This window comes from Elusimicrobiaceae bacterium (assembly GCA_017528825.1).
Taxonomy (GTDB): domain Bacteria; phylum Elusimicrobiota; class Elusimicrobia; order Elusimicrobiales; family Elusimicrobiaceae; genus Avelusimicrobium.
In genome coordinates this window covers 12,877-37,708 of sequence record JAFXOI010000035.1, presented here as the reverse complement: position 1 = coordinate 37,708, position 24,832 = coordinate 12,877, and the positions used below count along the sequence as shown (strand labels likewise).

The following is a 24,832-nucleotide window of genomic DNA, read 5'->3' as shown; positions in this document are numbered from 1 at the left end:
TTGAAAACAGCGGCGTTCTAAGAAATCGTAGCAAAAAAAAAAAACAAGTCAAGCCTTTTTTATTTCTCGACGAGAAAACGAACAAACAAGAAACAACAAAAGCAGACCCTCACAGAGTTTCTGCGTGAAATAACGGTGTGTGGGGAACTCTGAAAATTTTGACTATTTTTTTGATATAGCGTCTTTGCTACAATATATACATGGAATTTTTATCGCAAATTTTCTATATCTTCCTACACTTAGATGTGTATCTAAACGCATTGGCCGGCACATTGGGGCCGTGGCTGTACGTGCTATTATTTTGCATCATTTTTTGTGAAACAGGATTAGTAGTTACTCCGTTTTTACCCGGAGATTCCCTGTTATTTGCGGCGGGAGCTTTGGCCTCGCGGCCGGGCAGTCCCATCGATTTATGGATTCTGATACCGGTAATGTTTGCCGCCGCCGTGCTTGGAGATACGGTCAATTATGAAATCGGCAAATGGTTGGGGCCAAAAGTATTTACCCGTCCCGATAGCTGGCTTTTTAATAAAAAGCATCTGCGCCGTGCCCATGATTTCTATGAAAAATACGGCGGAAAAACGATTATTTTAGCTCGTTTTATTCCCATTATCCGCACTTTTGCGCCGTTTGTGGCAGGCATTGGCAAAATGACTTACCTGCGTTTTATTTCCTATAACTTGATAGGAGCTGCGTTATGGGTCGCCTTATTTGCCGGCGGCGGGTATTGGTTTGCTGATTTGCCGGTCATAAAACAACACTTTCATTTTGTGATTGTAGGAATTATTGTCATTTCCGTATTGCCGGCCGTATATGAAATATGGGCCGCGAAACGGAAGCAGTAATCTATTTACTCATCTCTTCGGGTAGTTTGACCGGCAGTTTTCCCTGCGCTTTTTGATTACCTAAAATAATATCCGCCGCAGTTTGTAATACATATTTATTGAGGCCGTAGGTGGCCAGCACCGTTTTGGCGGTAGGATAGTTGGCGATATCGTAAGGACTCATCGTGGAAATAAAGACATGGCGCGGGTTTTCTTCCATCAGTGCACGGATGGTGTTTTTCTGATTGATATTTGTTTTATCGGCCCATTGCAAACTGGTTAACACCACTAAATCTGCCCCTTGCGCACATTCGCGGGCGCGCTTGGCATCTACCGCTTTTGGCGTTAAGGCCGCATTATAACTGCGCACATTCCACCCCTTTTCCAAAAAAGGCTTCGTAAACGGCATCAACTGGTCTGCAAAGCGGGCCGGTGCAAAAAATACTGCGCAAACGGTGGGCTTTTGGTTATTAGTTAGTTTAGGAGTGTACGGCAGCAAATTGGCCCGGTCACGCACCAATGTAACCGCACGCCGGCTAATTTGTTCCAAAGTCTGCTGATAGGCGTGGTCTATGGGGGCCGGGGCTGATTCTTGCGGTCTTAATAATCCCAGTTCTTTTTTCAAATTAAAAATTTTCTTGGCAGATTCTTGGACCCGTTGCTTGAGCTCAGGATTGTGTTGCAATTGTTGTTCTATACGTTGAAAAGTGGCTTTAGGTTTGACATAGCGGCCGAGTAAAATTAAATCATTTCCCGTCAGCAAGGCCTTGACCGCACACTCTGCAATAGAGCAAAAAGAGGTAGCCGCTTTCATATCCAAACTATCTGTTACTACTAAGCCTTGAAATCCTAATTGTTTGCGCAACAAATCTTGTACAATCGGAGCCGAGAAAGTGGCAATATTTTTCTTATCCAAGGCCGGATAAATGATGTGACTGGTCATGACTCCCTGTGCTCCGTGTTTAATGGATTGGGCAAAGGGTTCTATGTGGGTACGGCGCAAGTCTTTTTCGGTGGCTTTTACTACCGGCACTTGATAATGAGAATCTACCGAAGTATCTCCGTGCCCGGGGAAATGTTTCACCACACTGATAATACCTGCCGCTTGAAAGCCATTCATTAATGCCAAGCCCATTTTGGTTACGTTGGCCGGATCGGAACCGAAAGAACGAACACCGATAATAGGATTATGGGGATTACTATTTACATCTAATACCGGCGAAAAATTAATATGAATTCCGGTACGTTTGAGCTCTGTACCAGCTAAATAGGCTAGCGAAGCAGTCAGATCCTCATCTCCGGCGGCGGAAAGCATCATATTGGTTGGCAAATAGTCAAAGCCGAGCGTAATCGGGGTATGAACTGTCCCGCCTTCATAATCGATAGAAATTAAAAGAGGAATATGATGCGGACTTTGAGCGGCCCATTTTTGCAATTTCACAATCAGTTGGCGGGTTTGGGCCAAAGAATAATTTCCCCATTGAATGAGCACATTGCCCACTTGTCCGCTTTCGATAACGGGACGAAATTGCTCCGCACTATCTATGTCAACAAACACCGTAAGCGTTTGGCCGATTTTCTCTTGAATAGACAAATCCTCAAAAGAGACCTCTGTCTCACCAGCTGCCCACGCAGATGAAAGTAACACAAAAGAGAAAACGAATAGAAAGAATAATTTATTTTTCATGATTTTGAATGTGCAAAATAGCAATCTCGGCCGGCGCAAACAATCGTAGCGGCATTCCCCAATAAAACATACCGGAGGTTACATATATATTTGAATGAGGGCCGGTCTGATAAAGTCCATAGATATAATCATATTGCAATTTGACAAGTAAATTAAAAGGGAGCAATTGTCCGTTATGGGTATGCCCGCTAAGCATCAGAGGAATTTGATGTCGGGCAGCTACCTCCACAAGTAGCGGCTGATGACTGAGCAAAAGGCGCAACTTGTCAGGGTCTGTTTGTTCCAGTAAGTTATCCAACATTTGTTCCGTTACGTGCGCAGTTTTAATATCATTAATTCCAATAATTTGCACCCCGTTGGGCAATGTTTCATATTGATTTTGTAAAAGACGGACTCCGGCTTCTTGATAAAAATCAACGGAGTTTTGATATCCCATGTAATACTCGTGATTGCCAAACACACCAAAAGTCCCATAGAGAGTGTGAAAATCTTTAAGAGCCTGAGCATATTGCGAGCGATGCATGCCATATTCAAACAAATCCCCCAAGACTAACAGCATATCGGGCTTCTGAGCTTGTATCCGTGTTAATGCCTTTTGAAAACGGGCCAAAGAAACCCCTTCTCCCAAATGGCTGTCCGAAAGAACAGCTATCGTTAACTCCGGTGCATTTGGAAAGGTAAGATAAATGTGTTTTAATTTAGGCTGGCTCCAACCACCGTATATAGACAGCGCCGTTGCAAGCATCAAAACTACCATGCTGACAGGCCCCAGTACGGCACGCGCCTGTATATGACAGAGTGACCCTATCAGTTGCAAAAGGGCAAAAGCAATGACTATGCAAAATGCAATAAATACAATCCCTGCCCAAATGTATGCCGCATAGTAACATAAACTTTCAAACGTTCCGTAATGGGTGCGGGTGTAAACCATGGCCCAGCGAATAAATAACGTCATACACAAGGGTACCACAACGGCAGGCATTTTCCAACCAATAGACGGAAAAATAAAGTAAAACCATAGCCCTACTGCAATTTGCATCAAGAGTAAAATAATACTTGCTACTACAAAAAATACCATAAATTCTTTTTCCATATTCTTGAACTACCTACTACTCTATTTTAAAAAATTTTTCATAAATAAGTATAATATATCTATAGGAAATTTTTTATACAACGAGGAATCACATGACAGTCAGAGTTCGTTTTGCCCCGTCTCCAACGGGATTTTTACATATCGGCGGGGTACGCACCGCGCTTTTCAATTATCTGTTTGCTAAGAAAAACAAAGGCACTTTTCTGCTCCGCATTGAAGATACTGACGAAGAACGCAGTACACAAGCCTCTACCGATGCTATTTTTGAAGGCATGCAATGGATGAAACTAAACTGGGACGAAGGCCCTATGCCGGACGGCACGAACAAAGGACCGGATGCTCCGTATTATCAGGCCATTCGTGCAGATCAAGGTATTTACAAAAAATATATTGACCAATTAATCGCCGAAGGTAAGGCTTATAAGTGTTATTGTACAGAAGAAGAATTGGAAGAAAATCGCCAAAAATGTTTGGCCGAACACCGCCCCCCCAAATACAGCGGCAAGTGCCGTGATTTAACCCCGGAACAACAAAAAGAATTGGAGGCACAAGGCCGCAAATATGTAATTCGCTTCCGCATGCCGACGGAAGGGGACGTAGAATGGGATGATATCCGCGGCCACGTTAAATTTGCCAGTAAGGACTTATATGATTTGGTAATTCAAAAGACCAGCGGATATCCCACCTATAACTTTGCGGTCGTGGTGGACGATCATTTGATGCGCATGACACATGTAATTCGCGGTGATGACCATATTTCCAACACACCGGCTCAAATTCAAATCTACCGTGCCTTGGGTTGGAAAGAACCTATCTTTGCCCATTTGTCTATGATTCACGGACCAGATGGGAAAAAACTGTCCAAGCGTCACGGTGCCACCAATGTGGTAGAGTTCCGCAATATGGGTTACTTGCCGGAAGCACTCAAAAATTATCTGGCGTTACTCGGCTGGGCTACTTCAGATTCCCAACAAATCTTTGCCCCCGGTGAGCTGGAAGAAAAATTTGATATTTCCGGTTGCCAACCCAGTCCGGCAGTAATGGATCCGGAAAAGCTGAATTGGATGAACGGCGAATATATCCGCCAAACACCCATCGCTACTCTTACCGATTATGCCCTGCCGTTTATTGAGAAAGCCGGGATTGATGTCAGTAAAGTATCCCGTGCCCAATTGGAAGGCATTGTCGGACTTGAGCAAGAAAAATATAAACTACTAACGGAAATTCCGGATTTAATTCGTTTCTTTTTTGAAGATCCTGTGTTCGAGCAAGAAGCTTTAGACAAAGTGTTTGGTAAACCGGAAGCAAAAGCCGTACTAGAGGGAATGATCAAAACCTATAGCGAATTGCCGGAATTTACAGAAGCCAACTTAGAAGCAGCAGCCCGCGGGTTTGCCAAAACAAACGGCTACAAAGCCGGCCAAGTATTTCATCCGGTGCGTGTAGCAGTATCTGGCAGAACCCATGGCCCCACTCTATTCAAAATGTTGGAATATATGGGACGCGAGACGGTAATTAACCGATTACAAAAAGCATTATCCTATTGTAAATAAATATGAAATACTGTCTTTTTGAGGGCGGTGATGTAGTAGGACCTTTTTCCGCAGAAGAATTATTACAGCGGAAGGGGTTTGGTGCGCACAGTTTAGTCTGCCCTCAAGAGCACAGTGAAGAAGAATCTTATTGGAAAGCTGCCCGGGAATACGAAGAGTTTTCTTGGAAGGATGCAACTCAGACAGAGCAAACGGCCGAAGTTCCTGCGGCAGAGCCCGTTTCCGAACGAGCTGAGCAACTCGTAGAAGAGTTAAATAAAACTCTGCATGACTTAAGTGCGCTGGAAGGGCTGGAGCCGGAAGAATTAACCACTCCCGTAGATCAATTTACGGAAACTTCTCCCAACATACAACCAAACGCTGAAAACGATACCTCCGCAAAGGGTACTCAGGCCGCCGGACAAGAACAGCCTTTATTGGTTACACAAACTGTCGGGCAGGCCAGTCCTATCGAAGAGTATTTTAACACGATGCGCACGGGAGATTTAGGTAACATTTTGGGAATGCCGGATCCGAAAGCAAATTCCGATATGAATTTGGCTCGTGTGTTGGAAAAACAATTTGAAAAGACAGATCCCGTTACCGGTGGGCAACCGATGGCAGAGGGAGAAGATCCGTTTGACGAATTTACTCCTAAAACAAAGAAAGAAGAATCTATTTCTACGCTAGAAGAAGCAGACCGTAAGACACAGGCCACTTTGGAACAAGAAGAGATTAAAAAATCAGCCAAAGAGCTTCCCCCTCCTCCTTCAGCGCCGGAAGAAATGCCGGAAGAAATAAAAACGGAAGAGAAAGTTCCCGATACGCAAAAGGACCTTCCCGCAGATCCACAGCCGGTGCTTATCACACCCAACGACATACAAAAGGACCCCACTCCTACTCAAACACAAAAAACTACGAATAAACCTAAATGGTTGATGGTAGGTTTGGTGGGGATTGGAATTATTGTACTAATGGCCATGATAAGCGCTTGGGTCTTGCGTACTAAAATAACGGCCCCGGCACAAAAGGCACCTGCTGTTGCAAAAGCGGAAGAGCCCCAACAAACTGCGCCGGCACCTACCGTGTTCAAATCACCTGACAAGCAGGCGGCGAAACCCACGGCTGTTTCTGCCGAGGTAGTCCCTGCAAAAACGCCGGCACAAGAGACCCCTGCACCAAAGGCACCGGCCCTAACCAAAGAAGATTTAGCTAAACAAATTGTGCAACAGCATGTACTGGATGCGCAACGGGGCACGATAGAAACATTTTTGCAGAAAAAATATGCTTCACAATTAGCATCAGGCTATGCAGCCGTATGGTCTGCCGAGCCGTTGCACAAACAGATGTACGTCGTAAAATATCGCTTAGCTAAAACGCGTCAAGAACCCATTGTGTATATTTTCCAAGTGGATACCGCCAAAAAGCAATTGACGGGAGCTTTGAATAATATTACACTAGACTTAGTGGGAAAACTTAAATAGTTCAAAGAGAGGGTGTATGGCAGATAATGTAAATCCGCAAGAGATGTCTAAATATAAAACCATTATTATGGATGATTTGTTTCAAATCATGAAGAAAAATAATGCCTCCGATATTCACTTAACAGTAGGGGTGCCGCCTGTGTTGCGCGTACAAGGAAAATTATATCAACTTTCCCAATACGAAGCCTTGACCCCGGAAGTGGCACAGCGATTAATTTATTCTATCATGACCGATGAACAAAGACAGCATTTTGAAGAACATTTGGAACTAGATTTCTCTTTCGGCTTAAAAAGTTTGGGCCGTCTGCGTGTCAACGTATACAAACAAAAAGGTTGTGTAGCGGCCGCTTTGCGTTCCATTCCCAATGAATTCAAATCCTTTGAACAGTTAGGGTTGCCGGCGGTTATTTACAATTTGATGAAATTGGAAAAAGGGTTGGTGTTGGTTACCGGAGCCACGGGTTCTGGTAAATCTACCTCTCTAGCTAGCATGATTAACTACCTTAACATGCACGAGAGTAATCACATCATCACGGTAGAAGACCCTATCGAATTCGTGCATCCGCATAAACGTAGTATTGTCAACCAACGTGAGGTGGGCGCCGATACAAAATCCTTCCAAGATGCCTTGAAACACTTCCTGCGCGAAGACCCGGATGTAATTCTGGTAGGTGAGTTGCGCGATATTGAAACGATTGAGGCCTGTTTGACTTTGGCAGAAACGGGTCACTTGGTGTTTGCTACCTTGCACACCAATGATGCTATTCAGTCCATCAACCGTATTATTGACGTGTTCCCGGCCAATCAACAACCGCAGGTACGCACCCAATTATCTTTCGTATTGGAAGCCATTATTTCCCAGCAATTATTACAAGGGGTCGATGGACGGCGTGTCATGGCGGCAGAAGTGTTGCTAGCCAATTCCGCGGTACGCAACTTGATCCGCGACGGAAAAGCTGAACAGATTATGAGCACCATGCAGACCAGTGCTAACCAAGGTATGATCACCATGAACCAGACCTTGGGAGAATTATATCTCCAAAAGAAGGTTACCTTCCAAGAAGCGTTGGTACATTCCAATGATCCGTCCGGTTTGAAGAATTACCTGACACAAAAAACCGGGCAAACTTCTTTCAAATAAAAGAACTTATTTTGCTAAAACACTCTTTGAAGAAAATTCCTCAAAGAGTGTTTTTTATGGACACGAATGCAATTAAACTGGGGGTTATCTGTCTGAGGTAAAAAGATTCTCTATTTTCTGCCCCATTTTTCAAACAAAAATTTTATAATACTTATATGTCTGATCCAATACTTCCCCCTTCTACCGACCTCTTGTGGGAGGATTTTCAAAATCATTTGGCCTTTGAGCGCCAACTGAGTGTCAACACGCGCCAGGCTTACACCGCCGACGTGGCACACTACCTGGAGTATTGCGCAGCTAACGAAATTTCACCGCTGGAAATACAGCCTCAGTTTTTAGATAGTTTTACATATCAACTACGCGAAAATGAAAAATTATCTCCTGCCAGTATTTTCCGCAAAATAGAAGCCGTAAAATGTTTCTATAAATTCTTGCTTGTAGAGGGACACTTAAAAAAAGACCCAACCGGTCTATTAAAATCCCCGCGCTTACCCCAGCATATGCCCGAGCAACTATCCCGCGCGGAAATGGAAAAATTACTCTCCTATCCCGCTGAAAAATTTGATGAAATACGCACGTTAACCATCATCGAACTATTGTATGCCACCGGCCTGCGTGTAAGTGAACTCATTAATTTACAACTAGAAAACGTAAATATAGAGGAAGGGTGGGTATTAGCTTTTGGTAAAGGAGGAAAACAACGATTTGTTCCCATACATCCGATTTGTTGTGAGCGCATCCGTAATTATTTAGCCATACGGGAAGCTCATTTTGCCAGTAAAAGCACGGTGGGCTCTGAGTTGTTCTTAAACAAAAACGGGAAAAAAATCAGCCGTGTTAGTGTGTGGAAGGATCTGGCCGCACTTGGGCGAAAAGCCGGCATCTCGCAGCCTTTACATCCTCACTTATTTCGGCATACTTTTGCCAGCCATTTACTGCAAGGCGGCGCAGATTTGCGCAGTTTGCAGGAAATGTTGGGGCATGCCAATTTGACTACTACCCAAATTTACACACATTTAGACGTAACCGACCTAAAACAAAAACACAAAAAGTTTCATCCGCACGGATAAGAAAACATAAAAAAACTCCGAAGACATATGCCCTCGGAGTTGTAAAAACAGCAAAAATTTTACTGTGCCGCTTCAGCCTCTGCCTGTGCATCTGCTTGAGTTTGTTGCTGAGCTTGCAGTTGTTGATTAAAAGAAGCCTTTAATTGATTGATATTCATCGTCAACAAATTAATTACGTCTTGGCGATTATATTTTTTCGCCGCATCTAATGCCGTAAGACCGGCCGCAGTTTTGATATTTTTATCTGCATCATAGGCTAATAAAATCTTTACCACAGCAGGATATCCTTTTTGCGCCGCCCAATACAAGGCTGTTTCTCCGCGCTTGTTCTGCGCATCCAAATCGACCCGGTATTGCATAGTCAAAGGGGCGGTTAAAGCCATCACCGTATTGGGATGATTATACCGCGCGGCATAAATAAGAGGGGTGTTGCCGTCGTTATTGGCTTTATTGACATCGGCACGATAAGCTAGTAGCGCCCGCACCGAGTCCGTGTCTCCCAAAGACGCCGCAATAATCAAAGGAGTATTACTCTTTTCATTGGTAACGTTCGGATCTACTCCTCCTTTGAGCATTCCCCAAACACCCACTAAATTCTTTTGTGCCACGGCCCGAAACAAAGTTTCACTCGTTAATCCTGCTTTGACTCCGTTGGCTAAGAATAAATCCACCAGTTCGCCTTTTTGTTTCTCCACAGCAAGTCCCATCGGTGTTTGACGATAGTTATTGGGAATATTCAAATCGGCATGCTCATACACGAGCAGACGAGTAATTTCATCATGATCTGCAGCTATACTACGTAAGACGGCCGTATCTCGTGTATTATAATTCTGTTTGTTTACATCTGCCCCCATAGCCAATAGCTGTTGCACCGCATCTACGTTTCCCAAAGTAGCCGCAGCCAACAATAAACTGTCTCCGTAACTATTGGTAATGTTAGGATCCTTAACTTTGGTTCCCAATAAATCCAAAAACGCGTCTGTATCTCCTTTGCGCAAGGCGGTTGTTGCCTCTTCGGCTAGTTCCTGCGGAGTCTGACGGATTAAAATGGTTTCTGTTTTGGCAGAATTTTTAGCGGGCTTTCCATGTTTAGGGCCGCTCATAGTCGTCCATATTAATAAAAATAAAACAGGTACAAATGCAATGATACCCAAAGCAAGCCAAGGTCTGCCTTTGGCCTTTTGTACGACCTCACGGACTTGTTTGGTTTGCGTAATTGTAATTTTAGAAGAATTTTTTTTGAATGCCATAACGTTCTATTTCTTCAAATGTTGATATGCATTTTGCGCAGCAGCTTGTTCGGCTGATTTTTTATTATGTCCTTTGCCAATCCCCAATCGTTTTCCGTTTAAGGAAACTTCCACCGTAAACGTTTTATCATGTTCCGGCCCGACGGTCTGCACAATTTCATAGGTAGGCACTTCACGAGAATGTTTTTGAACATATTCCTGCAACATACTCTTGAAATCACCACCGTCCTGATTTAATGTTTGGGTACGTACCCAAGGTAATACTACTTGCTCGGCGGCTTCGTATCCACCATCTAAATACACCGCTCCCAACACAGCTTCCATGGCGTTAGACAAAATACTATCGCGCTGGCGGCCTCCGGTGGCAAGTTCTCCATGCCCCAAACGCATAAATCGGCCCAGATCCAGCTCTTTAGCCCAAAGATACAAGTTATGTCTGGAAACCAGATTGGACTTGATTTTAGAAAGCACTCCCTCTTCGCTGTGCGGACATTTGCCATAGATATAGTTAGCCACAATGGCTCCCAATATACTATCGCCCAAGAACTCCAATCGCTCATTATGAGTAATGGCGCGGTGTTCTCCCGCAAAAGACTTATGAGTGAGTGCTTCCTTTAAAATCGCCGTATCTTTGAAGCTATAACCAATGATTTGTTCTAACTCAGTAGGCACGTTGGTTATTTTTTGGCGTTTGCTTCAATGTAGCTGACCGCTTCGCCCACGGTTTTAATTTTTTCAGCTTTGTCATCCGGAATTTCGATGTCAAATTCTTCTTCCAAAGCCATGATCAGTTCCACGGTATCCAAAGAATCAGCACCTAAATCGTTGACAAATTGGGCTTCCGGTTTTACTTGATCGGCTTCTACTCCCAATTGTTCCACGATGATATTTTTCACTCTTTCTTGTACGTTTTCTACAGACATGTTGTCCTCCGAATATAACTTAAATATACAGTCCGCCGTTGACGGCCAACACCTGTCCGGTAATATAGGCAGCGTCTTGGCTGGCCAAAAACATTACTGCTTTGGCGATATCCTGCGGTTCTGCAAATCTTTTTAATACAACCGCTTCTAAAGCTTTTTCCTTCATTTCTTCGCTTAACGCATCGGTCATAGCCGTGCGTACAAATCCGGGTGCAACGGCATTGACGCGCACGCCGCGCGAACCAAATTCTCGTGCCAGCGATTTTGTAAGTCCAATAATACCCGCTTTACTGGCGGCATAATTGGCCTGACCGGCATTACCCATTTGGCCGATGACGGAAGAAATATTTACAATACTGCCGCTGCGTTTCTTAAACATCACTTTTAACGCGGCTTTACACATCAAAAATGTTCCTGTCAAATTGACATTGATCACGTTGGCCCAATCGGCCTCGCTCATACGCACCGTCAAACCGTCCTTGGTAATACCGGCATTATTGACTAACACATCTAAACCACCCAATTCTTTAACGGCACCTTGGACAAAATTTTCGCAATCGGCTTCGCTGGAAATATCCGTACGTAAGCCAAAAACTTTGGTACCAAACGCCCGTAATTTTTCTACGGTCTGTTGTACGGCATCTTCATGGGTACCGCACACGGCCACGTCTGTTCCGGCCTTTGCAAATGCTTCCGCCAACGCATAACCAATCCCGCGCGTCGCCCCTGTAATCACTACTTTTTGTCCGGCAAAATCAGCCATGATGTCCCCCTTCCTCTTCAATACGGGAAAACGTATCTTTGAGCGCAGCCATTCGGGCCGCCACATCGGCTATAAAATTCTTTTTTACCAATTTTTCAGCTGTTTTCAAAGCATTTAAAATAGCTATATCATTGGATTTACCATGAGCAATAATGGCCACCCCGTTCACCCCTACCAGCGGAGCTCCGCCGTATTGATCCGGGTTTGTGTGATCTTTTACTGCTTTGAAGGCCGCTTTGGAAAGCAAAGCACCACACATAGCGAGCGGGCGTTTTTTGATTTCCCGCTTAATCATGTTAATCATGGTACGTGCTAACCCTTCAGCCGTCTTTAATACAATATTTCCGACGAAACCATCACACACAATCACATCGGTTTCGCCTGTATTTACATCTCTTCCTTCCACCGTTCCTACAAAATTCACCCCAATTTCCCGCATATGCGGTACGGTATGCTTAACCAGCATATTGCCTTTGGTTTCTTCTTCTCCAATAGACAAAATACCCACTTTAGGGGTCTCCACGTCAAATACTTTTTGCATGTAGGCAGAACCCATCACTGCAAATTGCAAGAGATGTACCGGCTTACAATCTGCATTGGCTCCTGCATCTAGAAGCAGACTGACACCCTTATAGGTAGGCATCGGGCTGGCAATGGCCGGACGAAGCACACCTTTAATACGTCCCATGCCAAACAGCGCAGCCACCATGGCAGCTCCGCTATGGCCGGCCGACACAAAAGCATCCGCTCTACCCGTATGCACCAGTTCAGCGCATACTACAATACTGGCATCTTTTTTGGTACGAACTTCTTTGGCGGGCTCCGCCCCCATATCAATCACGTTGGGGGCGTGCACGATAGAAAGCTTTTTCGGCAAAGCCGAATATCCTAAATTAGCAAATTCCTGACGCAGGACGGTTTCGTCACCGACCAAAATAACTTCGGCGTCCAACACTTTAGCCGCCGCTAAGGCGCCTAATACATTGGGCTTGGCTCCGAAATCCCCGCCGAGTGCATCGAGGGCTATCTTAATCATAGGAAATTATTTGGCTTCTTCTTTTTGAGCCGCTTTTTGAGCGACTACTACGCGGTCCTTATAAAACCCGCAAGAAGGACACACATTATGCGGAAGGCGCATGGCTTTGCAGTTGGGGCATTCCACTAATTGGGCCACTTCAATCACGGAGTTATGAGATCTTCTCAAATCTCTGCGAGAACGAGTATGTTTTTTCTTTGGATTAGGCATTTTGTTACTCCTATACGTGAAACACGTCTAATTTATTTAAATTTTCCTTTTAATGCCGCAAACGGCGAAAGGATTTCCGGCTTACACTCACACGGACCATCATTCAGGTTTTTTCCACACTGAGCGCATAATCCCTTACAGTCGGGACTACACAAAAACTGAATATCCTCGGTCAAAGCAAGTGTTTGCCGCACAAATAACATTATATCAATTATTTCGGCTTTCGCGCTAGCGGTCTCTAAAAAAGTTTCGTCAAAATCTTGTTGCGTCTCTTTCAAACAGCGGTCACATCGGACGGTTCGCTTGCCCCACACATGGCCACGCACCGTGATTTCTTTGCCGGTGGGCCAAAATTCCAAATTCACATGCACCTGCGTAATCCGGTTGGGCGGCGTAAAAATATTTTCAAAATATTTGGGCTCTAATTTGGCCGAACAATTTAGCCCCCCATTACGCAAAATATCTTGCGTACGAAAACGCAAATCTTCCGGCACCTCATAATTCTGATAAAACGTATTTTCTACCATATATATTATTGTAGCAAATAAACTTGCCCTAAATAAATTTTGCGCATGTATTATAAAAAACATATAATAAAAGGGTCGTACTATTCATTAATTAAGGAGAAATAAACTACATGAAGAAATTAGTATTAATGGCTGCGCTATTAGGTTTGTTATGCGCTTTGCCGTCTGCTGCTACCGCCGGTGATACCGGTATTATCAAATTGTCCTTGTGGGATGATATTGCTATCGCTGCCCCGAACAACATCCACAACATTACCGGTTTAGATCTCGGTATTGGTTCTAAAGCCGATACGGTAGATGGCGTTCAATTAGATTTAATCTACAGCAACACCTACAAAACACGCGGTGTCAAATCTGCGTTTATCTACAATACTGCTGATATCGTATATGGTTTGCAAGGCGGTTTAATTACTATCAACAAACAAGATATGCGTGGTATTCAAGGTGGTTTAGTATCCATCAGTGAAGGCGACTTGACCGGTTTACATGACGGTTATGTAAACATTGCCAAAGGTGAAGTAGTCGGTGTACAAGCAGGTCTTGTGAACTGGAACACTGGCAGCTTAACCGGTGTGCAACTCGGTTTGGTGAACTATGTCAATCACATCAAAGGTTTGCAAATCGGTTTAATCAACATCGCCAAGAACGGTTGGTTGCCTGCGATGGTTATCGTCAATGGACGTTTCTAATTTCAGAAACTTTCAAAACGCGCTCCTGCAAAGGGGCGCGTTTTTTTGTATAATATAGGTGGATTTATTTTAGGTAAGTGCGCAACCTGGTTGCAAATTCAAGCGCTTCCTTCGGTAAATCCGGGTATTATATCACCGGGAAGTAATCTTCCAAATTTAGATATAAACCCCACAAGGAGAGTAATAATGAGTAATGTATCCATGAAGTCTATGTTGGAAGCGGGCGTCCATTTCGGACATCAAACCTCCCGCTGGAACCCCAAAATGAGCCGCTATATTTTCGGTGAACGCAACGGGGTGCATATCTTAGATCTGCAAAAAACCGCCAAAGAATTGAAAAAAGCCTGTGCTTTTGTAAAAGAAGAAGCCAAAAAAGGTTCTAAATTTTTATTTGTCGGCACCAAGAAACAAGCCCAAGAAGCTATTCAAGCCGAAGCAGCCCGATGTGGTGCTTATTGCATTCATGAAAAATGGTTGGGCGGTACGTTAACCAACTTCCAAACCGTTAAAAAATCTATTGAACGCATGAACGAACTGGAAAAATGGGAAGCCTCCGGTGTATTTAAAGCTATCTCCAAAAAAGAAGCCAGCCGCTTGACTAAAGAATTAAACCGCTTGCAAAAATTATTAGGTGGAATCCGCGACATGAAAGTATTACCGGATGTAGTATTTGTGATTGATCCGGTTGATACCGCTGGTGCTGTGCGCGAAAGCCACGTATTAGGCATTCCTGTGGTAGCGGTCTGCGATACCAATTCCGATCCGGATTTGATTGATGTGCCCGTACCGGGTAACGATGATGCCGCCCGCTCTATCAAATTATTCTGCGCGGCTGTTGCTGATTCTGTGTTAGAAGGACGTGCTGAAGTAGAAGCCGCCAACAAACCGGCTGATGCTGCTGCTACCGAAGAAGGTGAAGCCGCTCCTGTCAACCCGGCCATGGCCAATGCTTTTGAAAGTGCAATGCTCGCCAGCGAAAAAGCTGAACAAAAAACCGAAGCTGCCAAAGTTGAACCGGTAGCCGAAGTAGTAGTGGAAGAAAAAGTAGAAGTCGTAGAAACCCAAGAAGCTCCGAAGGCAGAAGAAGTGAAAGAAGAAGTTGCTGCCGAAGAAAAACCGGCCAAAAAAGCAGCTGCCAAAAAGACAACTGCCAAGAAAACAACTACTGCCAAAAAAACGACCACTGCTAAAAAAACCACTGCCAAAAAACCACCGCTAAAAAAGCGACCAAAGAAGCAGTAGCCGAAGAGGCCAAATAAGTTTTAAACCTACGGAAGGCCGCAGAGGCGGCCTTCCGGATATAAGTTAGGAGAAAATATGTCTTTAGCTGAAAATATCAAAATTTTACGTGAAAAAACAGGCGCAGGCTTAATGGCTTGCAAAAAAGCCTTAGAAGAAAACAATAATGACATGGAACAAGCCATTGTCTATTTGCGCAAAAAAGGATTGGCCGATTTAGCCAAACGCGCCGACCGCGCGACCAAGGAAGGCCGTGTATCCGTTAAAACCGACGGCAAACATTTTGCCATGGCTTATTTAGGCTGCGAAACAGATTTCGTGGCAAAAACGCCGGATTTCATTGGTTTAGCCGATGCCATTGCCGATTATGTATTGCAACATCCGGAAGTAACTGATTATACCGCTGACGAAACCATCAAAGCCATGATTGTGGAAAAAGCTCCGAAATTCGGTGAAAACACCACTTTCAAAGGTGCCTATAACTGGACGGCCGCCAATGGTAACGTCATTGCTTCTTATGTGCACTCCGATAACAAAAAAGCCTCTTTATTGGAATTAGCCGCTAACGGTGCAGATACAACCAAAGCCGCTGAAATTGCCCGCGGACTGGCGATGCACACCGTCGGTATGCAAAGCATGTGGGTAGAAGCCAAAGATATTCCGGAAGCTGATAAAGAAAAAGAATTGGATATCTATCGCACCCAAGCCAAAAACGAAGGCAAATCTGATGAAATGATTGCCAAAATGTTACCGGGCAAACTCAAAAAGTTCGCCAAAGAAACCTGCCTGTTAGAACAACCGACCATTAAAGACAACAAAAAAACCGTTGCCGATTACTTGGCCGAAGAGTCTAAGACCTTAGGCGGAGAATTAAAAGTGGTACGTTTTGTACGCTTCTAATAATGAGCCCCTCGCAAGAGGGGCTTTTTTCTGTACCGGTAAGGCCGTTACAGAAAAAAGTCTCTGCTTATGATAATTTGATACAATACACAAAACACAGGAGGAATTTATGCCTCAAAAGAAAACAAAAAGAATTTTATTAAAACTTTCCGGAGAAGCGTTAAGTAAAGACGGACACCGCGGTGTCAGCGCCACTTCCCTTAAAGCCATTGCAGAAGAAATTGCCCACATGCACAAAGATACCCATTGCCAACTGGCCATTGTAATCGGCGGTGGCAACATTTGGCGCGGTGTGCGCGACGGTGGTGGCGTTATTGACCGCGTTAATTCAGACAGTATGGGTATGCTCGCTACTGTAATTAATGCCATTGCCCTGCAATCTGCCTTGGAAGAAGCCGGCGCCCCTACCCGGGTGCAAACCTCTGTCAACATTTATCAAATGGCCGAGCCGTTTGTGCGTCGCCGCGCGTTGCGCCATTTAGAAAAAGGACGTATTGTCATTTTTGCAGGTGGTACGGGCAACCCGTATTTTACCACCGATAGCGCCGCGGCGTTGCGCGCTTCTGAAATTGGGGCGCACGTCTTGTTAAAGGCCACGCAAGTGGACGGCGTGTATGACAGCGACCCCAAGAAAAATCCCAAAGCCAAACGCATTAAAAAGATTTCTTATAAAGAAGCCATTGAAAAGCGGTTGCAATTTATGGATACTGCCGCGTTGGCTATTTGTATGGAAAACCAAGTACCCGTACAAGTATTTAACCTGCACAAAAAAGGCAATATCAAACGTGCGGTCTGCGGAGAAGATATCGGCACGTTGATTTATTAAAGAGACACTTTCGATGCTATGAGGGAACAAAGTTTTTATTACGACAAAATCAGATTACTCGCTGTGAGCTTGGTGTTGGCGTCGTTTGCAGGTCTGTGGACGGCGGCCCTCTGGTTTATCGGTTCTCCGTTAACTTCACAGACGCTCACATTTATCGTAGTTCCTGTGGCGTTACTCTTACTGTTGATTTGTCTTTTCCTCTCCCCACTGCTTGCCTGGGGGAAACCCGCTTTGTACTTTGATGAATACTCCGTTATTATTCATCCGCAAACTAAGAAAGAAATTATACTTCCTTGGAAAAATATCTCCATGATTTATGCTCACTACGCCAACAAACACGATGGCTGGCTGATGTTTATGGTGGACAACCCAGAAGAAATCATTGCGCAACAACGCAGTTCTTTGCACCGGCAACTCATGCAATGTTATTGGAAGGGATACGGAACTCCCGTCACTTTCGGCGGGCAGCTCAATGTGCCGTTAAATCGGTTACACAGTTTATTACTCGCAGAACTATCCCAGCACAAACAATTGCCCACCGGCTCTTTATTCAAACAAAATCCGTATGTGGAACATTTAGAACAAATGTATGACAAATCCGAACTCAAAAAATAATTTGACCGTCCTGCTGGTATTACTGCTGGTAGTTATACTGGGTGGCGCGTTATTAATACATAAGATTACTGCTACTCATTCTGAGCCGGAGCCAACCGCTCAACAAGAGATACCTGTTTCACAACCCTTCTCTACTGAGTCCGTGCCGAACCCGAGCGAAACCTCGGAAAATCAAACGCCGGAAAACGTTTCCGCTTCTGCTGACCAGCCCCTACCGCCTTTGATGCAAACGATGATAGATATGCAGAAAAAAGCCGATCAACAACAATCTGCTACGGAAGCACCCCTACACCAAAGTAATTTATCTTTTGACCAGAATGCCCGAGGAAGCAAAGTTACCTCTATGCGAACTACGCGTTCTTCCGCTGCCTGTCATATCTTTCCAACACATACTAACTACCTCCACCCCGTCTGCACCCTGTACACTTACGAAGACCATTCCAGTAGCGTTGTGTTATTCAGCCAAAATGTTTTACGCGAACGCATGGATTTCAAAGATATGAACGATAAAACCCCTATCCAGAAAATAACTTTGTATAAAAACGGTCAAATTGATACCTTGGAGTTTTACCCTAGTCCGACGGAAAGCAAGCTATTTACCTTCACCAGTGACGGTTTGTTTAGCAGTAAAACTATCCGCTCTAATAATCAGACGACTGAGATGATTGCTTTTTCCACTCTCAAAACAGACCCCAAAATGCCTATGATACAATATGCCTTTTCAATCGGCGAAAACAAGGTGCAAACTTATTCACTTAAAAAATCGGAGTTTCCGAATTTTATCTATCAAAAACAAATTCTCACTCCTTCTGAAAAGCAGGATTTGGGGCTCGTAAGCGGAAAAATGGATGAGCAAGGACAAGTAATACTTTCAGATCAAATGATTTTACCTGCGCGCAGTCACTGGAAAAATGCACCTGATTACTGCGCCTTATATCCGCATGACTGCATCACACAATAAAAAATTTATATAATAAATCATCTCACTAACAGAGGAAATTATGGAAGGAATTAACGAATTTATTAGCAAAGGCAAGGCCGAAATGGCCGAACACGTGGCCAAACTGCAAAAAGATTTAGCCACTATCCGCACCGGCCGCGCCAGTGCGCAACTGTTGGAAAATATCCGTGTAGACTATTACGGTACCCCCACCCCAATTAAGCAAATGGCTTTGATCAATGTGCTAGATGCCAAAACCTTGGAAATACAACCGTGGGATATTTCTTCGTTAAACGAAATTGACAAAGCGTTACAAAAAGCCGATTTGGGAGCCAGCCCGGTAAACGATGGTAAAGTCATCCGCATTACGTTGCCTTCTATGACGGAAGACCGCCGCAAATTGCTGGCCAAAAACATTTCTAAAATGAGCGAAGATTTCAAAGTGGCCGTACGCAATACGCGCCGCGATATTTTGGAAAAAGTGAAAAAAGCACAAAAAGCCGGCGAAGTAACGGAAGATGATTTGAAACGTTATGAGGCCGATGTGCAAAAATCCACCGATGCCAACATTGCCCAAATTGACAAATTGGTAGCCGAAAAAGAAGCCGAAATTATGAAGGTTTGATTACTGCTTTTGACTATAAATTTACAGCCCCACCAACCAGTGGGGCTGTTTTAAATATATAATACATGAAAAATTTTCAAATTCATTTACACTTTGGTTCAGTAACGTTAGATGAATAAGAATTCGCCCATTCACAAAGTACTTTCTGCATGGCAGCATTTTGAGATGAGCTAGCAGCAAATACACTCTGGTGCGTTGAATTTCCCCATTCATAATTAATAGTAACTCCAGCATATTTCCCTTTACCACTAAAATTTAACCAACAGTATCCCCAACCACAATTAGATGTAATATCCCCCCACTCTGTTTTGGTGATAGATCCTTCTGGAGTTCCTTGTATAGATATATCTGCAATTGCATTGGTGCCAGTTAGATAATTGGTTCCATCCGTCACGTATCCATTGGTAGCTAATGCAATATGTCCAGCTTTTTCATAGGAATTCATCATCGTTTGTAATTGTACAAAACGCGCTTTGGCTACTGCCTTTTCATACTGCGGCAAGGCAATAGCTGACAATATGCCGATGATTAATACTACTACCAACAACTCAATGAGCGTGAACGCTCTGTTATTTCTTAACAACATATACAACCTCCTTTAATAATTCATATTGTCATGCTGAGTCGTCTTTGCTCAGCATCTCCTCCGCTTTCTTTAAAATAAGTTGGAGATCCTGAACTAAAACACTTCAGGATGACCTTATTTTATTTACAACAAACAACCTCCTTGGTTAATTTTTTTAAATGATAGTAAAAAAAAAAAAAAAACAAGTCAAGCCTTTTTTATTTTCCGACGAGAAAACAGCCAAACAAAAACACGGCAGCGACAAAAAAAACCCCGCTCAAAGGAGCGGGGTTTTGTGTCAGCACAAAATTATTTCTTTTTGGCTACTTTTTTGGCCGGTTTTTTAATGGTTACTTTTTTAACAGCTACCTTTTTGCTCACTTTTTTAACCGGTTTCTTAGCAGCGATTTTTTTTGCCTTTTTAGCAATCTTCTCTTTGTCGGCAGAAGATTTCTTTGGCGACGGTTTAACTGTGGATGCGGATGCCTTTGCACCTTTATATCCTTCTAATGCCAACGGTAACACTTCATCCATATGCTTGACCGGAATTAAAGTTAATTCCTTGCGTACTTTTTCGGGTAGTTCCGACACATCCTTTTCATTGGTATGCGGAAAGAGAATTGTTTTCACGCCTTCCCGATAAGCCGCCAAAAATTTCTCTTTAATGCCGCCCACCGGCAATACGCGGCCGGTAATGGTCACTTCACCCGTCATAGCAAGCCGTTTTTTTACCGGCAAGCCGGAAAGCAAACTAACTAGCGCAGACGTAATGGTAATACCGGCTGAAGGGCCGTCTTTGGGTACAGCTCCTTCGGGGAAGTGGAAATGAAAGTCGGTACGATCAAAATTTACTTTCTTGCCAAAACCGCGGCTACGTGCATACGTCAGTGCCGCCCGAACCGATTCTTTCATCACATTTCCCAGCATCCCTGTCAAAATAAGCTGGCCTTTGCCCGGGATTTTAGTGGTTTCAATAGATAAGGTTTCCCCACCCACACTCGTCCACGCAAGGCCGGTGGCAATACCTATTCCGTTTTCTTCGGTGGCAAAATTGGCATACTTAGGAACGCCCAGATATTCATGCAGATTTTTGGCCGTAATCGTAATCTTTTTATTGCCGTTTTCTACATATTGTTTGGCCGCTTTACGACACAAAGTGCCGATTTCCCGCTCCAAATTACGCACCCCGGCTTCCCGCACGTACTCACGCATGACCAGCGCAACAGCATCATGAGAAATGTGCAATGCTTCGGGTTTTAATCCATGCAATTTCATTTGTTTAGGGATTAAATAACGGTCCGCTATTTCATGTTTTTCATATTCCGTGTAACCGGAAAAATCAATAATTTCCAAGCGGTCGCGCAACGTGCCCGGAATGGACCCCAAGGAATTGGCCGTCGTAATAAACAAAACTTTAGAAACATCGTACGGCACATCCAAAAAATGGTCCACAAAATCTTTATTCTGCTCCGGATCTAATAGTTCCAGTAAAGCTGCCGCCGGATCACCGCGCCAATCAGAGCCCATCTTATCAATTTCATCAAGTAAAAAGACCGGATTAGAACTCTTTGCCTTGCTAATCCCCTGAATGATCCGTCCCGGCATAGAGCCTATATACGTACGGCGGTGCCCGCGGATTTCACTTTCATCCCGCACGCCACCTAGCGACATTCGCACAAACTTTCGTCCGATAGCTCTTGCAATAGATTTGGCCAAAGACGTCTTCCCCACTCCCGGAGGCCCCACAAAACACAATACCGGTCCGCGCAGGCCCTCGGTCAATTTACTCACCGCGATATACTCCAAAATACGCTCTTTGGGTTTATCCAAACCAAAATGGTCATCATCCAATACTTTTTTGGCTTGGGCAATATCCAATACATCTTGGGTCGTCTGATTCCAAGGCATATTAACTAACCAATCTAGATACGTACGCGCCACCGTGGCTTCCGGTGAAAAAGGTTGCATTTTTTGCAGACGGTCCACTTCTTTTTCAGCCGCTTCCTTAGCCGTAGGCGGCAGACCATTTTTCTTAATTTTAGCTCGAATACCATCTAATTCTTTCTGAAAATCATCCTTTTGGCTGAGTTCTTTTTGAATGGCTTTCATTTGCTCATTGAGATAATACTCCTTTTGATTCTTCTCAATTTGAGCGCGGACTTTGGAGTGGATTTTTTCCTCCAGTCCCAAAATCTCCACTTCACTGGTAATCAGCTTTAAAATTTTTTCCAAACGTTCTCTTACGTTGGCCGTTTCCAAAATTTGCTGTCGCTGTTCGGCTTTGACCATCATATTGGAAGCGATGGTATCGGCCAGTTTGGAAGGATCTTCAATCTGACGTAAAAAGGAGACTCCTTCCACCGCAATCCGATGAGAAACGCGCGCATAATGATCAAATTCATCGAGCACCTTGCGCATGAGTGCCTGCACGACCGGGCTATTATCTTCTTTTTCCTCAATATACTCAACGGTGGCAAACCAAGTGCGAGTAACCGGATGCAATTCCAGCTTTTCCACTTTGGCCCGCACCAATCCTTGCAAAAATACTTTTACGGAACCATCCGGCATCTTGAGCGATTGGGTAATTTCACTCAACACCCCGAAATGATAAATATCTTCCGCTTTCGGCTCATCCACTTCCGCTGATTTTTGTGATAAAGCCAGTACATATTTGTTGGGAGTTTCCAAAGCCAGCTCAATGGCTACCACAGATTTAGGTCGATCTACCGACAACGGCAAATTCATACCGGGAAACATGACTACATCGCGTATGGCTACGGCCGGCACTACGGTAGGTAAAGAAAGAATATTGGTATTTTCTTGCATAACTCGCTCCTATAAATAGGATAAAAAGCCCCTCACTAGCCTAACCGAGAGGGGTGATTAATGGTAGTATAACAAATTTGCTTAAAATTAGCAAGTCTTTTAATCGAGTGCTAATTTTAATTAGAGGGCCACAACTTCTGTTCCCTTGTATAAAAATACCCCGCCCTTAACAGAGCGGGGTGTTTGTATGCTATCTACTCCTATTCTAAAAAGCTCAATGCTTGTTCACGGCTGGAAATACGGCCCGCCCATTGCAGCTTGCTAAAGCGTTCCATCGTGGCCGATATTTTGCGGCCGCTCATTCCCAGGTCCCGAAGGTCACGGCCTTTGATAAAACAGGGTTCCAAAGCCGTCCGTTTTAAGCCCGGACACATCGCCCGCACGATTTCTTCTTGCATAGAGGTCAGGACCGCTGCCGGAGATTTTTGACTGTCGAAAACCGACCACGCTCCCAACAATTCATGGGTCAATTCTTTCGGCAGGTGTAAACTCATCAAAAATTCCGGACCGCTGGAGGCGAGTAAACAAGCCAAAATGCCCAGTTTTGCTTCTACCGTTTTGCCCTTGGCAATTTCGTCGCCCCATTTAATTCCGGGATATAAGAAAGGCGTCAAATCATACTTTTGCAATAAAGCAAAAATATCGCATACATTTTTTTCCGACAGAATTTTTACCAATTCCTGCCTGACTCTTTCCCGTGATAAAATAAACGGATACTCTTGCCGCACGGCATCTTGCAAAAGTTGCGCCGTTTTACGTTCGATACTCCATCCAAAACGTCCCGCAAAACGGACAATACGATACAAACGAGTTGGATCATCCGAAAAACTCCGCTCGTGCAAGATTTTCAAGAATCCACCGTCGATGGCTTTTTGTGCACCGAATGGGTCATAGGACGCCCCAAAATTTTTAGGAGAAATGCTGAGTGCCCAAGCATTCGCCGTAAAATCTCGTCGGAACAAATCGTCCTTGATATTAGACGGAGTCACTTCCGGCAAGGCTCCGGGCCGAGCATAAGTTTCCTTACGGGCCTGCACCAAATCTAGCTTCATACCGCTGGAAAGGGTGACCCGATAAGTATTAAATTGGGAAAATTTTCGTTTTTCTCCCCCCCACGTTCGAATACAAAATCCTGCAACAGACTCCGGTGATCCTTCAAAAGTCAGATCCAAATCTTTGGTATCTTTTTTGAGATAAAAGTCACGGACAGCTCCTCCCACTACCCATGCTTTTAGACCTAATTTGTCGGCATACGTGCCGATAGTTTGCAATAATTCTTTATGTTTTCTCGGTATCATAACACACTTTGGGCGCTAAAGCGCCTTCCCCCACCTGTTCGGCAAAGTGTTTAAGCAACGGGCTTTTCAGACCGGACTTAAGCACCTTACGGGCGGAACCAGCAAAGCTTTTCGCTGTTTCATCCGCCCCGACAGCCACATATAACGGAAAATTATGTTCCCGTGCCCACGCGGGCTCCAAACGCGCCACTCTCATCCCCAGTGACGCCGCGGCTGCCGCAATGACTTGCGACTCATCCATACGTTCTTCTTCTTTCTGCACAACCCCCTTTAATTCCTCTAGGCCGAAGACACACATCGGGCCAAAGTCTAAATTAATTTGCTTTAAAAGGGTATCTTTTAACAGCAAATAATCGTGTTGCATTTTGTGCACTAATTGCGCTTGCTGATCGCGGTTTTTCTCGGAAAATACAAAAATCAACAAACGTGCCTCTTCATCCAAATAAATCAAATCGGTATCGCCATGAAAGAAAGTTTGGCACTGGGGACAACAAAACAAATTCAATTCCCCGCCGAGTACCGCATCTTTCAGTTCGGGATTTTGGGTCACATTCACAAACGTCCAGCGGTCTGCTTCAAACGTCTCACAGCCATTGGGACAACATAAATTTTCGGTTAATTTAATTGATCTCATATGGTATGTTATAGCATAAAAAGGTGAGATTGAAAAGGAAAATTTTCTTTAGATAATCCTCTAACTATTTTTTATCAACCTTACTTACTAAAAATGCCCCCGCTCAAAACGACTGAGCGGGGGCAAATAAGGATA

At 44.2% G+C, this 24,832-nt stretch carries 24 protein-coding genes and 1 pseudogene; 12 read left to right on the top strand and 13 right to left on the bottom strand.

What is annotated here, in order from left to right; translation table 11 throughout:
• Positions 1–200 precede the first annotated feature (200 nt).
• Positions 201–845 (top strand): DedA family protein, encoded by a 645-nt coding sequence (locus IKN49_06255; protein MBR3632639.1) that lies wholly within the window; start codon positions 201–203, stop codon positions 843–845.
• Position 846: 1 nt separating this feature from the next.
• Here IKN49_06255 and IKN49_06250 read toward each other — a convergent pair whose 3' ends face one another.
• The gene (locus IKN49_06250) at positions 847–2,511 is read right to left on the bottom strand and encodes a hypothetical protein (protein ID MBR3632638.1); all 1,665 of its coding nucleotides are present in this window, start codon (positions 2,509–2,511) and stop codon (positions 847–849) included.
• Positions 2,501–3,604: a metallophosphoesterase gene (locus tag IKN49_06245; GenBank protein ID MBR3632637.1), complete on the bottom strand. Its 1,104-nt coding sequence runs from the start codon at positions 3,602–3,604 to the stop codon at positions 2,501–2,503. The genes IKN49_06250 and IKN49_06245 overlap by 11 nt, the downstream gene beginning before the upstream one ends.
• A 92-nt stretch (positions 3,605–3,696) precedes the next feature.
• Between IKN49_06245 and IKN49_06240 the strand changes: the two genes are divergently transcribed.
• The 4 genes from IKN49_06240 (at position 3,697) to IKN49_06225 (ending at position 8,831) form a co-directional block, all read left to right on the top strand.
• Positions 3,697–5,157 (top strand): glutamate--tRNA ligase, encoded by a 1,461-nt coding sequence (locus IKN49_06240; GenBank protein ID MBR3632636.1) that lies wholly within the window; start codon positions 3,697–3,699, stop codon positions 5,155–5,157.
• Positions 5,158–5,159: 2 nt separating this feature from the next.
• A complete protein-coding gene (locus IKN49_06235) occupies positions 5,160–6,620 on the top strand; it encodes a hypothetical protein (GenBank protein MBR3632635.1) in 1,461 nt (486 codons plus the stop codon).
• 16 nt (positions 6,621–6,636) lie between these two features.
• Positions 6,637–7,761 (top strand): type IV pilus twitching motility protein PilT, encoded by a 1,125-nt coding sequence (locus IKN49_06230; protein MBR3632634.1) that lies wholly within the window; start codon positions 6,637–6,639, stop codon positions 7,759–7,761.
• 155 nt (positions 7,762–7,916) lie between these two features.
• Positions 7,917–8,831 carry a tyrosine recombinase gene (locus tag IKN49_06225; protein ID MBR3632633.1) on the top strand — a complete coding sequence of 305 codons (915 nt, stop codon included), beginning with the start codon at positions 7,917–7,919 and terminating at the stop codon, positions 8,829–8,831.
• Positions 8,832–8,890: 59 nt separating this feature from the next.
• On the opposite strand, the gene IKN49_06220 is transcribed toward IKN49_06225, so the two are convergent.
• Genes IKN49_06220 through IKN49_06190 form a run of 7 tightly spaced genes read right to left on the bottom strand, consistent with a single transcriptional unit; the run spans position 8,891 to position 13,540 of the window.
• Positions 8,891–10,081, bottom strand: a complete 1,191-nt coding sequence (locus IKN49_06220) for an ankyrin repeat domain-containing protein (GenBank protein MBR3632632.1) — start codon at positions 10,079–10,081, stop codon at positions 8,891–8,893.
• Positions 10,082–10,087: 6 nt separating this feature from the next.
• Positions 10,088–10,753, bottom strand: a complete 666-nt coding sequence (gene rnc / locus IKN49_06215; protein ID MBR3632631.1) for a ribonuclease III — start codon at positions 10,751–10,753, stop codon at positions 10,088–10,090.
• Between the two features lie 5 nt (positions 10,754–10,758).
• Complete coding sequence (locus tag IKN49_06210; protein ID MBR3632630.1) at positions 10,759–11,004, bottom strand: acyl carrier protein; 246 nt, start codon at positions 11,002–11,004, stop codon at positions 10,759–10,761.
• Positions 11,005–11,023: 19 nt separating this feature from the next.
• Positions 11,024–11,767, bottom strand: coding sequence for a 3-oxoacyl-[acyl-carrier-protein] reductase (gene fabG / locus IKN49_06205; protein MBR3632629.1), 744 nt, complete (start codon positions 11,765–11,767; stop codon positions 11,024–11,026).
• Entirely contained in the window at positions 11,760–12,800 is a 1,041-nt protein-coding gene (plsX, locus tag IKN49_06200; protein MBR3632628.1) for a phosphate acyltransferase PlsX, read from the bottom strand. The genes fabG and plsX overlap by 8 nt, the downstream gene beginning before the upstream one ends.
• A 9-nt stretch (positions 12,801–12,809) precedes the next feature.
• Entirely contained in the window at positions 12,810–13,013 is a 204-nt protein-coding gene (gene rpmF / locus IKN49_06195; GenBank protein ID MBR3632627.1) for a 50S ribosomal protein L32, read from the bottom strand.
• A 32-nt stretch (positions 13,014–13,045) separates the two neighbouring features.
• Positions 13,046–13,540 carry a DUF177 domain-containing protein gene (locus tag IKN49_06190; GenBank protein MBR3632626.1) on the bottom strand — a complete coding sequence of 165 codons (495 nt, stop codon included), beginning with the start codon at positions 13,538–13,540 and terminating at the stop codon, positions 13,046–13,048.
• A 110-nt stretch (positions 13,541–13,650) separates the two neighbouring features.
• On the opposite strand from IKN49_06190, the gene IKN49_06185 reads away from it, so the two are divergent.
• The 7 genes from IKN49_06185 to frr all read left to right on the top strand — a co-directional run bounded on the left by IKN49_06185 (position 13,651) and on the right by frr (position 19,374).
• Entirely contained in the window at positions 13,651–14,229 is a 579-nt protein-coding gene (locus IKN49_06185) for a hypothetical protein (protein MBR3632625.1), read from the top strand.
• Between the two features lie 186 nt (positions 14,230–14,415).
• Positions 14,416–15,471 carry a 30S ribosomal protein S2 gene (gene rpsB, locus IKN49_06180; GenBank protein ID MBR3632624.1) on the top strand — a complete coding sequence of 352 codons (1,056 nt, stop codon included), beginning with the start codon at positions 14,416–14,418 and terminating at the stop codon, positions 15,469–15,471.
• 75 nt (positions 15,472–15,546) lie between these two features.
• A complete protein-coding gene (tsf, locus tag IKN49_06175) occupies positions 15,547–16,368 on the top strand; it encodes a translation elongation factor Ts (protein MBR3632623.1) in 822 nt (273 codons plus the stop codon).
• A 109-nt stretch (positions 16,369–16,477) separates the two neighbouring features.
• A complete protein-coding gene (locus IKN49_06170; protein MBR3632622.1) occupies positions 16,478–17,194 on the top strand; it encodes a UMP kinase in 717 nt (238 codons plus the stop codon).
• An 18-nt stretch (positions 17,195–17,212) separates the two neighbouring features.
• The gene (locus IKN49_06165) at positions 17,213–17,809 is read left to right on the top strand and encodes a hypothetical protein (GenBank protein ID MBR3632621.1); all 597 of its coding nucleotides are present in this window, start codon (positions 17,213–17,215) and stop codon (positions 17,807–17,809) included.
• Entirely contained in the window at positions 17,784–18,770 is a 987-nt protein-coding gene (locus tag IKN49_06160; GenBank protein MBR3632620.1) for a hypothetical protein, read from the top strand. Before IKN49_06165 ends, IKN49_06160 begins: the two co-directional genes overlap by 26 nt.
• A 40-nt stretch (positions 18,771–18,810) precedes the next feature.
• Positions 18,811–19,374 (top strand): ribosome recycling factor, encoded by a 564-nt coding sequence (gene frr / locus IKN49_06155; protein MBR3632619.1) that lies wholly within the window; start codon positions 18,811–18,813, stop codon positions 19,372–19,374.
• A 466-nt stretch (positions 19,375–19,840) separates the two neighbouring features.
• On the opposite strand, the pseudogene IKN49_06150 reads toward frr, so the two are convergent.
• From IKN49_06150 to IKN49_06135, 4 genes and pseudogenes are all read right to left on the bottom strand, one after another.
• Positions 19,841–19,960 (bottom strand): annotated as a pseudogene (locus tag IKN49_06150) (prepilin-type N-terminal cleavage/methylation domain-containing protein).
• Positions 19,961–20,248: 288 nt separating this feature from the next.
• The gene (gene lon, locus IKN49_06145) at positions 20,249–22,765 is read right to left on the bottom strand and encodes an endopeptidase La (protein ID MBR3632618.1); all 2,517 of its coding nucleotides are present in this window, start codon (positions 22,763–22,765) and stop codon (positions 20,249–20,251) included.
• 200 nt (positions 22,766–22,965) lie between these two features.
• On the bottom strand, positions 22,966–24,063 hold the full coding sequence (locus IKN49_06140; GenBank protein ID MBR3632617.1) for a CCA tRNA nucleotidyltransferase: 1,098 nt from the start codon (positions 24,061–24,063) through the stop codon (positions 22,966–22,968).
• Entirely contained in the window at positions 24,044–24,697 is a 654-nt protein-coding gene (locus IKN49_06135) for a hypothetical protein (GenBank protein MBR3632616.1), read from the bottom strand. The genes IKN49_06140 and IKN49_06135 overlap by 20 nt, the downstream gene beginning before the upstream one ends.
• Between the last annotated feature and the right edge of the window lie 135 nt (positions 24,698–24,832).

Bases quoted from the DNA above. Each gene is read 5' to 3' on its own strand.
- IKN49_06255 (MBR3632639.1), top strand. From the start codon at position 201: ATGGAATTTTTATCGCAAATTTTCTATATCTTCCTACACTTAGATGTG.
- IKN49_06250 (MBR3632638.1), bottom strand. From the start codon at position 2,511: ATGAAAAATAAATTATTCTTTCTATTCGTTTTCTCTTTTGTGTTACTT.
- IKN49_06245 (MBR3632637.1), bottom strand. From the start codon at position 3,604: ATGGAAAAAGAATTTATGGTATTTTTTGTAGTAGCAAGTATTATTTTA.
- IKN49_06240 (MBR3632636.1), top strand. From the start codon at position 3,697: ATGACAGTCAGAGTTCGTTTTGCCCCGTCTCCAACGGGATTTTTACAT.
- IKN49_06235 (MBR3632635.1), top strand. From the start codon at position 5,160: ATGAAATACTGTCTTTTTGAGGGCGGTGATGTAGTAGGACCTTTTTCC.
- IKN49_06230 (MBR3632634.1), top strand. From the start codon at position 6,637: ATGGCAGATAATGTAAATCCGCAAGAGATGTCTAAATATAAAACCATT.
- IKN49_06225 (MBR3632633.1), top strand. From the start codon at position 7,917: ATGTCTGATCCAATACTTCCCCCTTCTACCGACCTCTTGTGGGAGGAT.
- IKN49_06220 (MBR3632632.1), bottom strand. From the start codon at position 10,081: ATGGCATTCAAAAAAAATTCTTCTAAAATTACAATTACGCAAACCAAA.
- IKN49_06210 (MBR3632630.1), bottom strand. From the start codon at position 11,004: ATGTCTGTAGAAAACGTACAAGAAAGAGTGAAAAATATCATCGTGGAA.
- fabG (MBR3632629.1), bottom strand. From the start codon at position 11,767: ATGGCTGATTTTGCCGGACAAAAAGTAGTGATTACAGGGGCGACGCGC.
- rpmF (MBR3632627.1), bottom strand. From the start codon at position 13,013: ATGCCTAATCCAAAGAAAAAACATACTCGTTCTCGCAGAGATTTGAGA.
- IKN49_06190 (MBR3632626.1), bottom strand. From the start codon at position 13,540: ATGGTAGAAAATACGTTTTATCAGAATTATGAGGTGCCGGAAGATTTG.
- IKN49_06185 (MBR3632625.1), top strand. From the start codon at position 13,651: ATGAAGAAATTAGTATTAATGGCTGCGCTATTAGGTTTGTTATGCGCT.
- rpsB (MBR3632624.1), top strand. From the start codon at position 14,416: ATGAGTAATGTATCCATGAAGTCTATGTTGGAAGCGGGCGTCCATTTC.
- tsf (MBR3632623.1), top strand. From the start codon at position 15,547: ATGTCTTTAGCTGAAAATATCAAAATTTTACGTGAAAAAACAGGCGCA.
- IKN49_06170 (MBR3632622.1), top strand. From the start codon at position 16,478: ATGCCTCAAAAGAAAACAAAAAGAATTTTATTAAAACTTTCCGGAGAA.
- IKN49_06165 (MBR3632621.1), top strand. From the start codon at position 17,213: ATGAGGGAACAAAGTTTTTATTACGACAAAATCAGATTACTCGCTGTG.
- IKN49_06160 (MBR3632620.1), top strand. From the start codon at position 17,784: ATGACAAATCCGAACTCAAAAAATAATTTGACCGTCCTGCTGGTATTA.
- frr (MBR3632619.1), top strand. From the start codon at position 18,811: ATGGAAGGAATTAACGAATTTATTAGCAAAGGCAAGGCCGAAATGGCC.
- lon (MBR3632618.1), bottom strand. From the start codon at position 22,765: ATGCAAGAAAATACCAATATTCTTTCTTTACCTACCGTAGTGCCGGCC.
- IKN49_06140 (MBR3632617.1), bottom strand. From the start codon at position 24,063: ATGATACCGAGAAAACATAAAGAATTATTGCAAACTATCGGCACGTAT.
- IKN49_06135 (MBR3632616.1), bottom strand. From the start codon at position 24,697: ATGAGATCAATTAAATTAACCGAAAATTTATGTTGTCCCAATGGCTGT.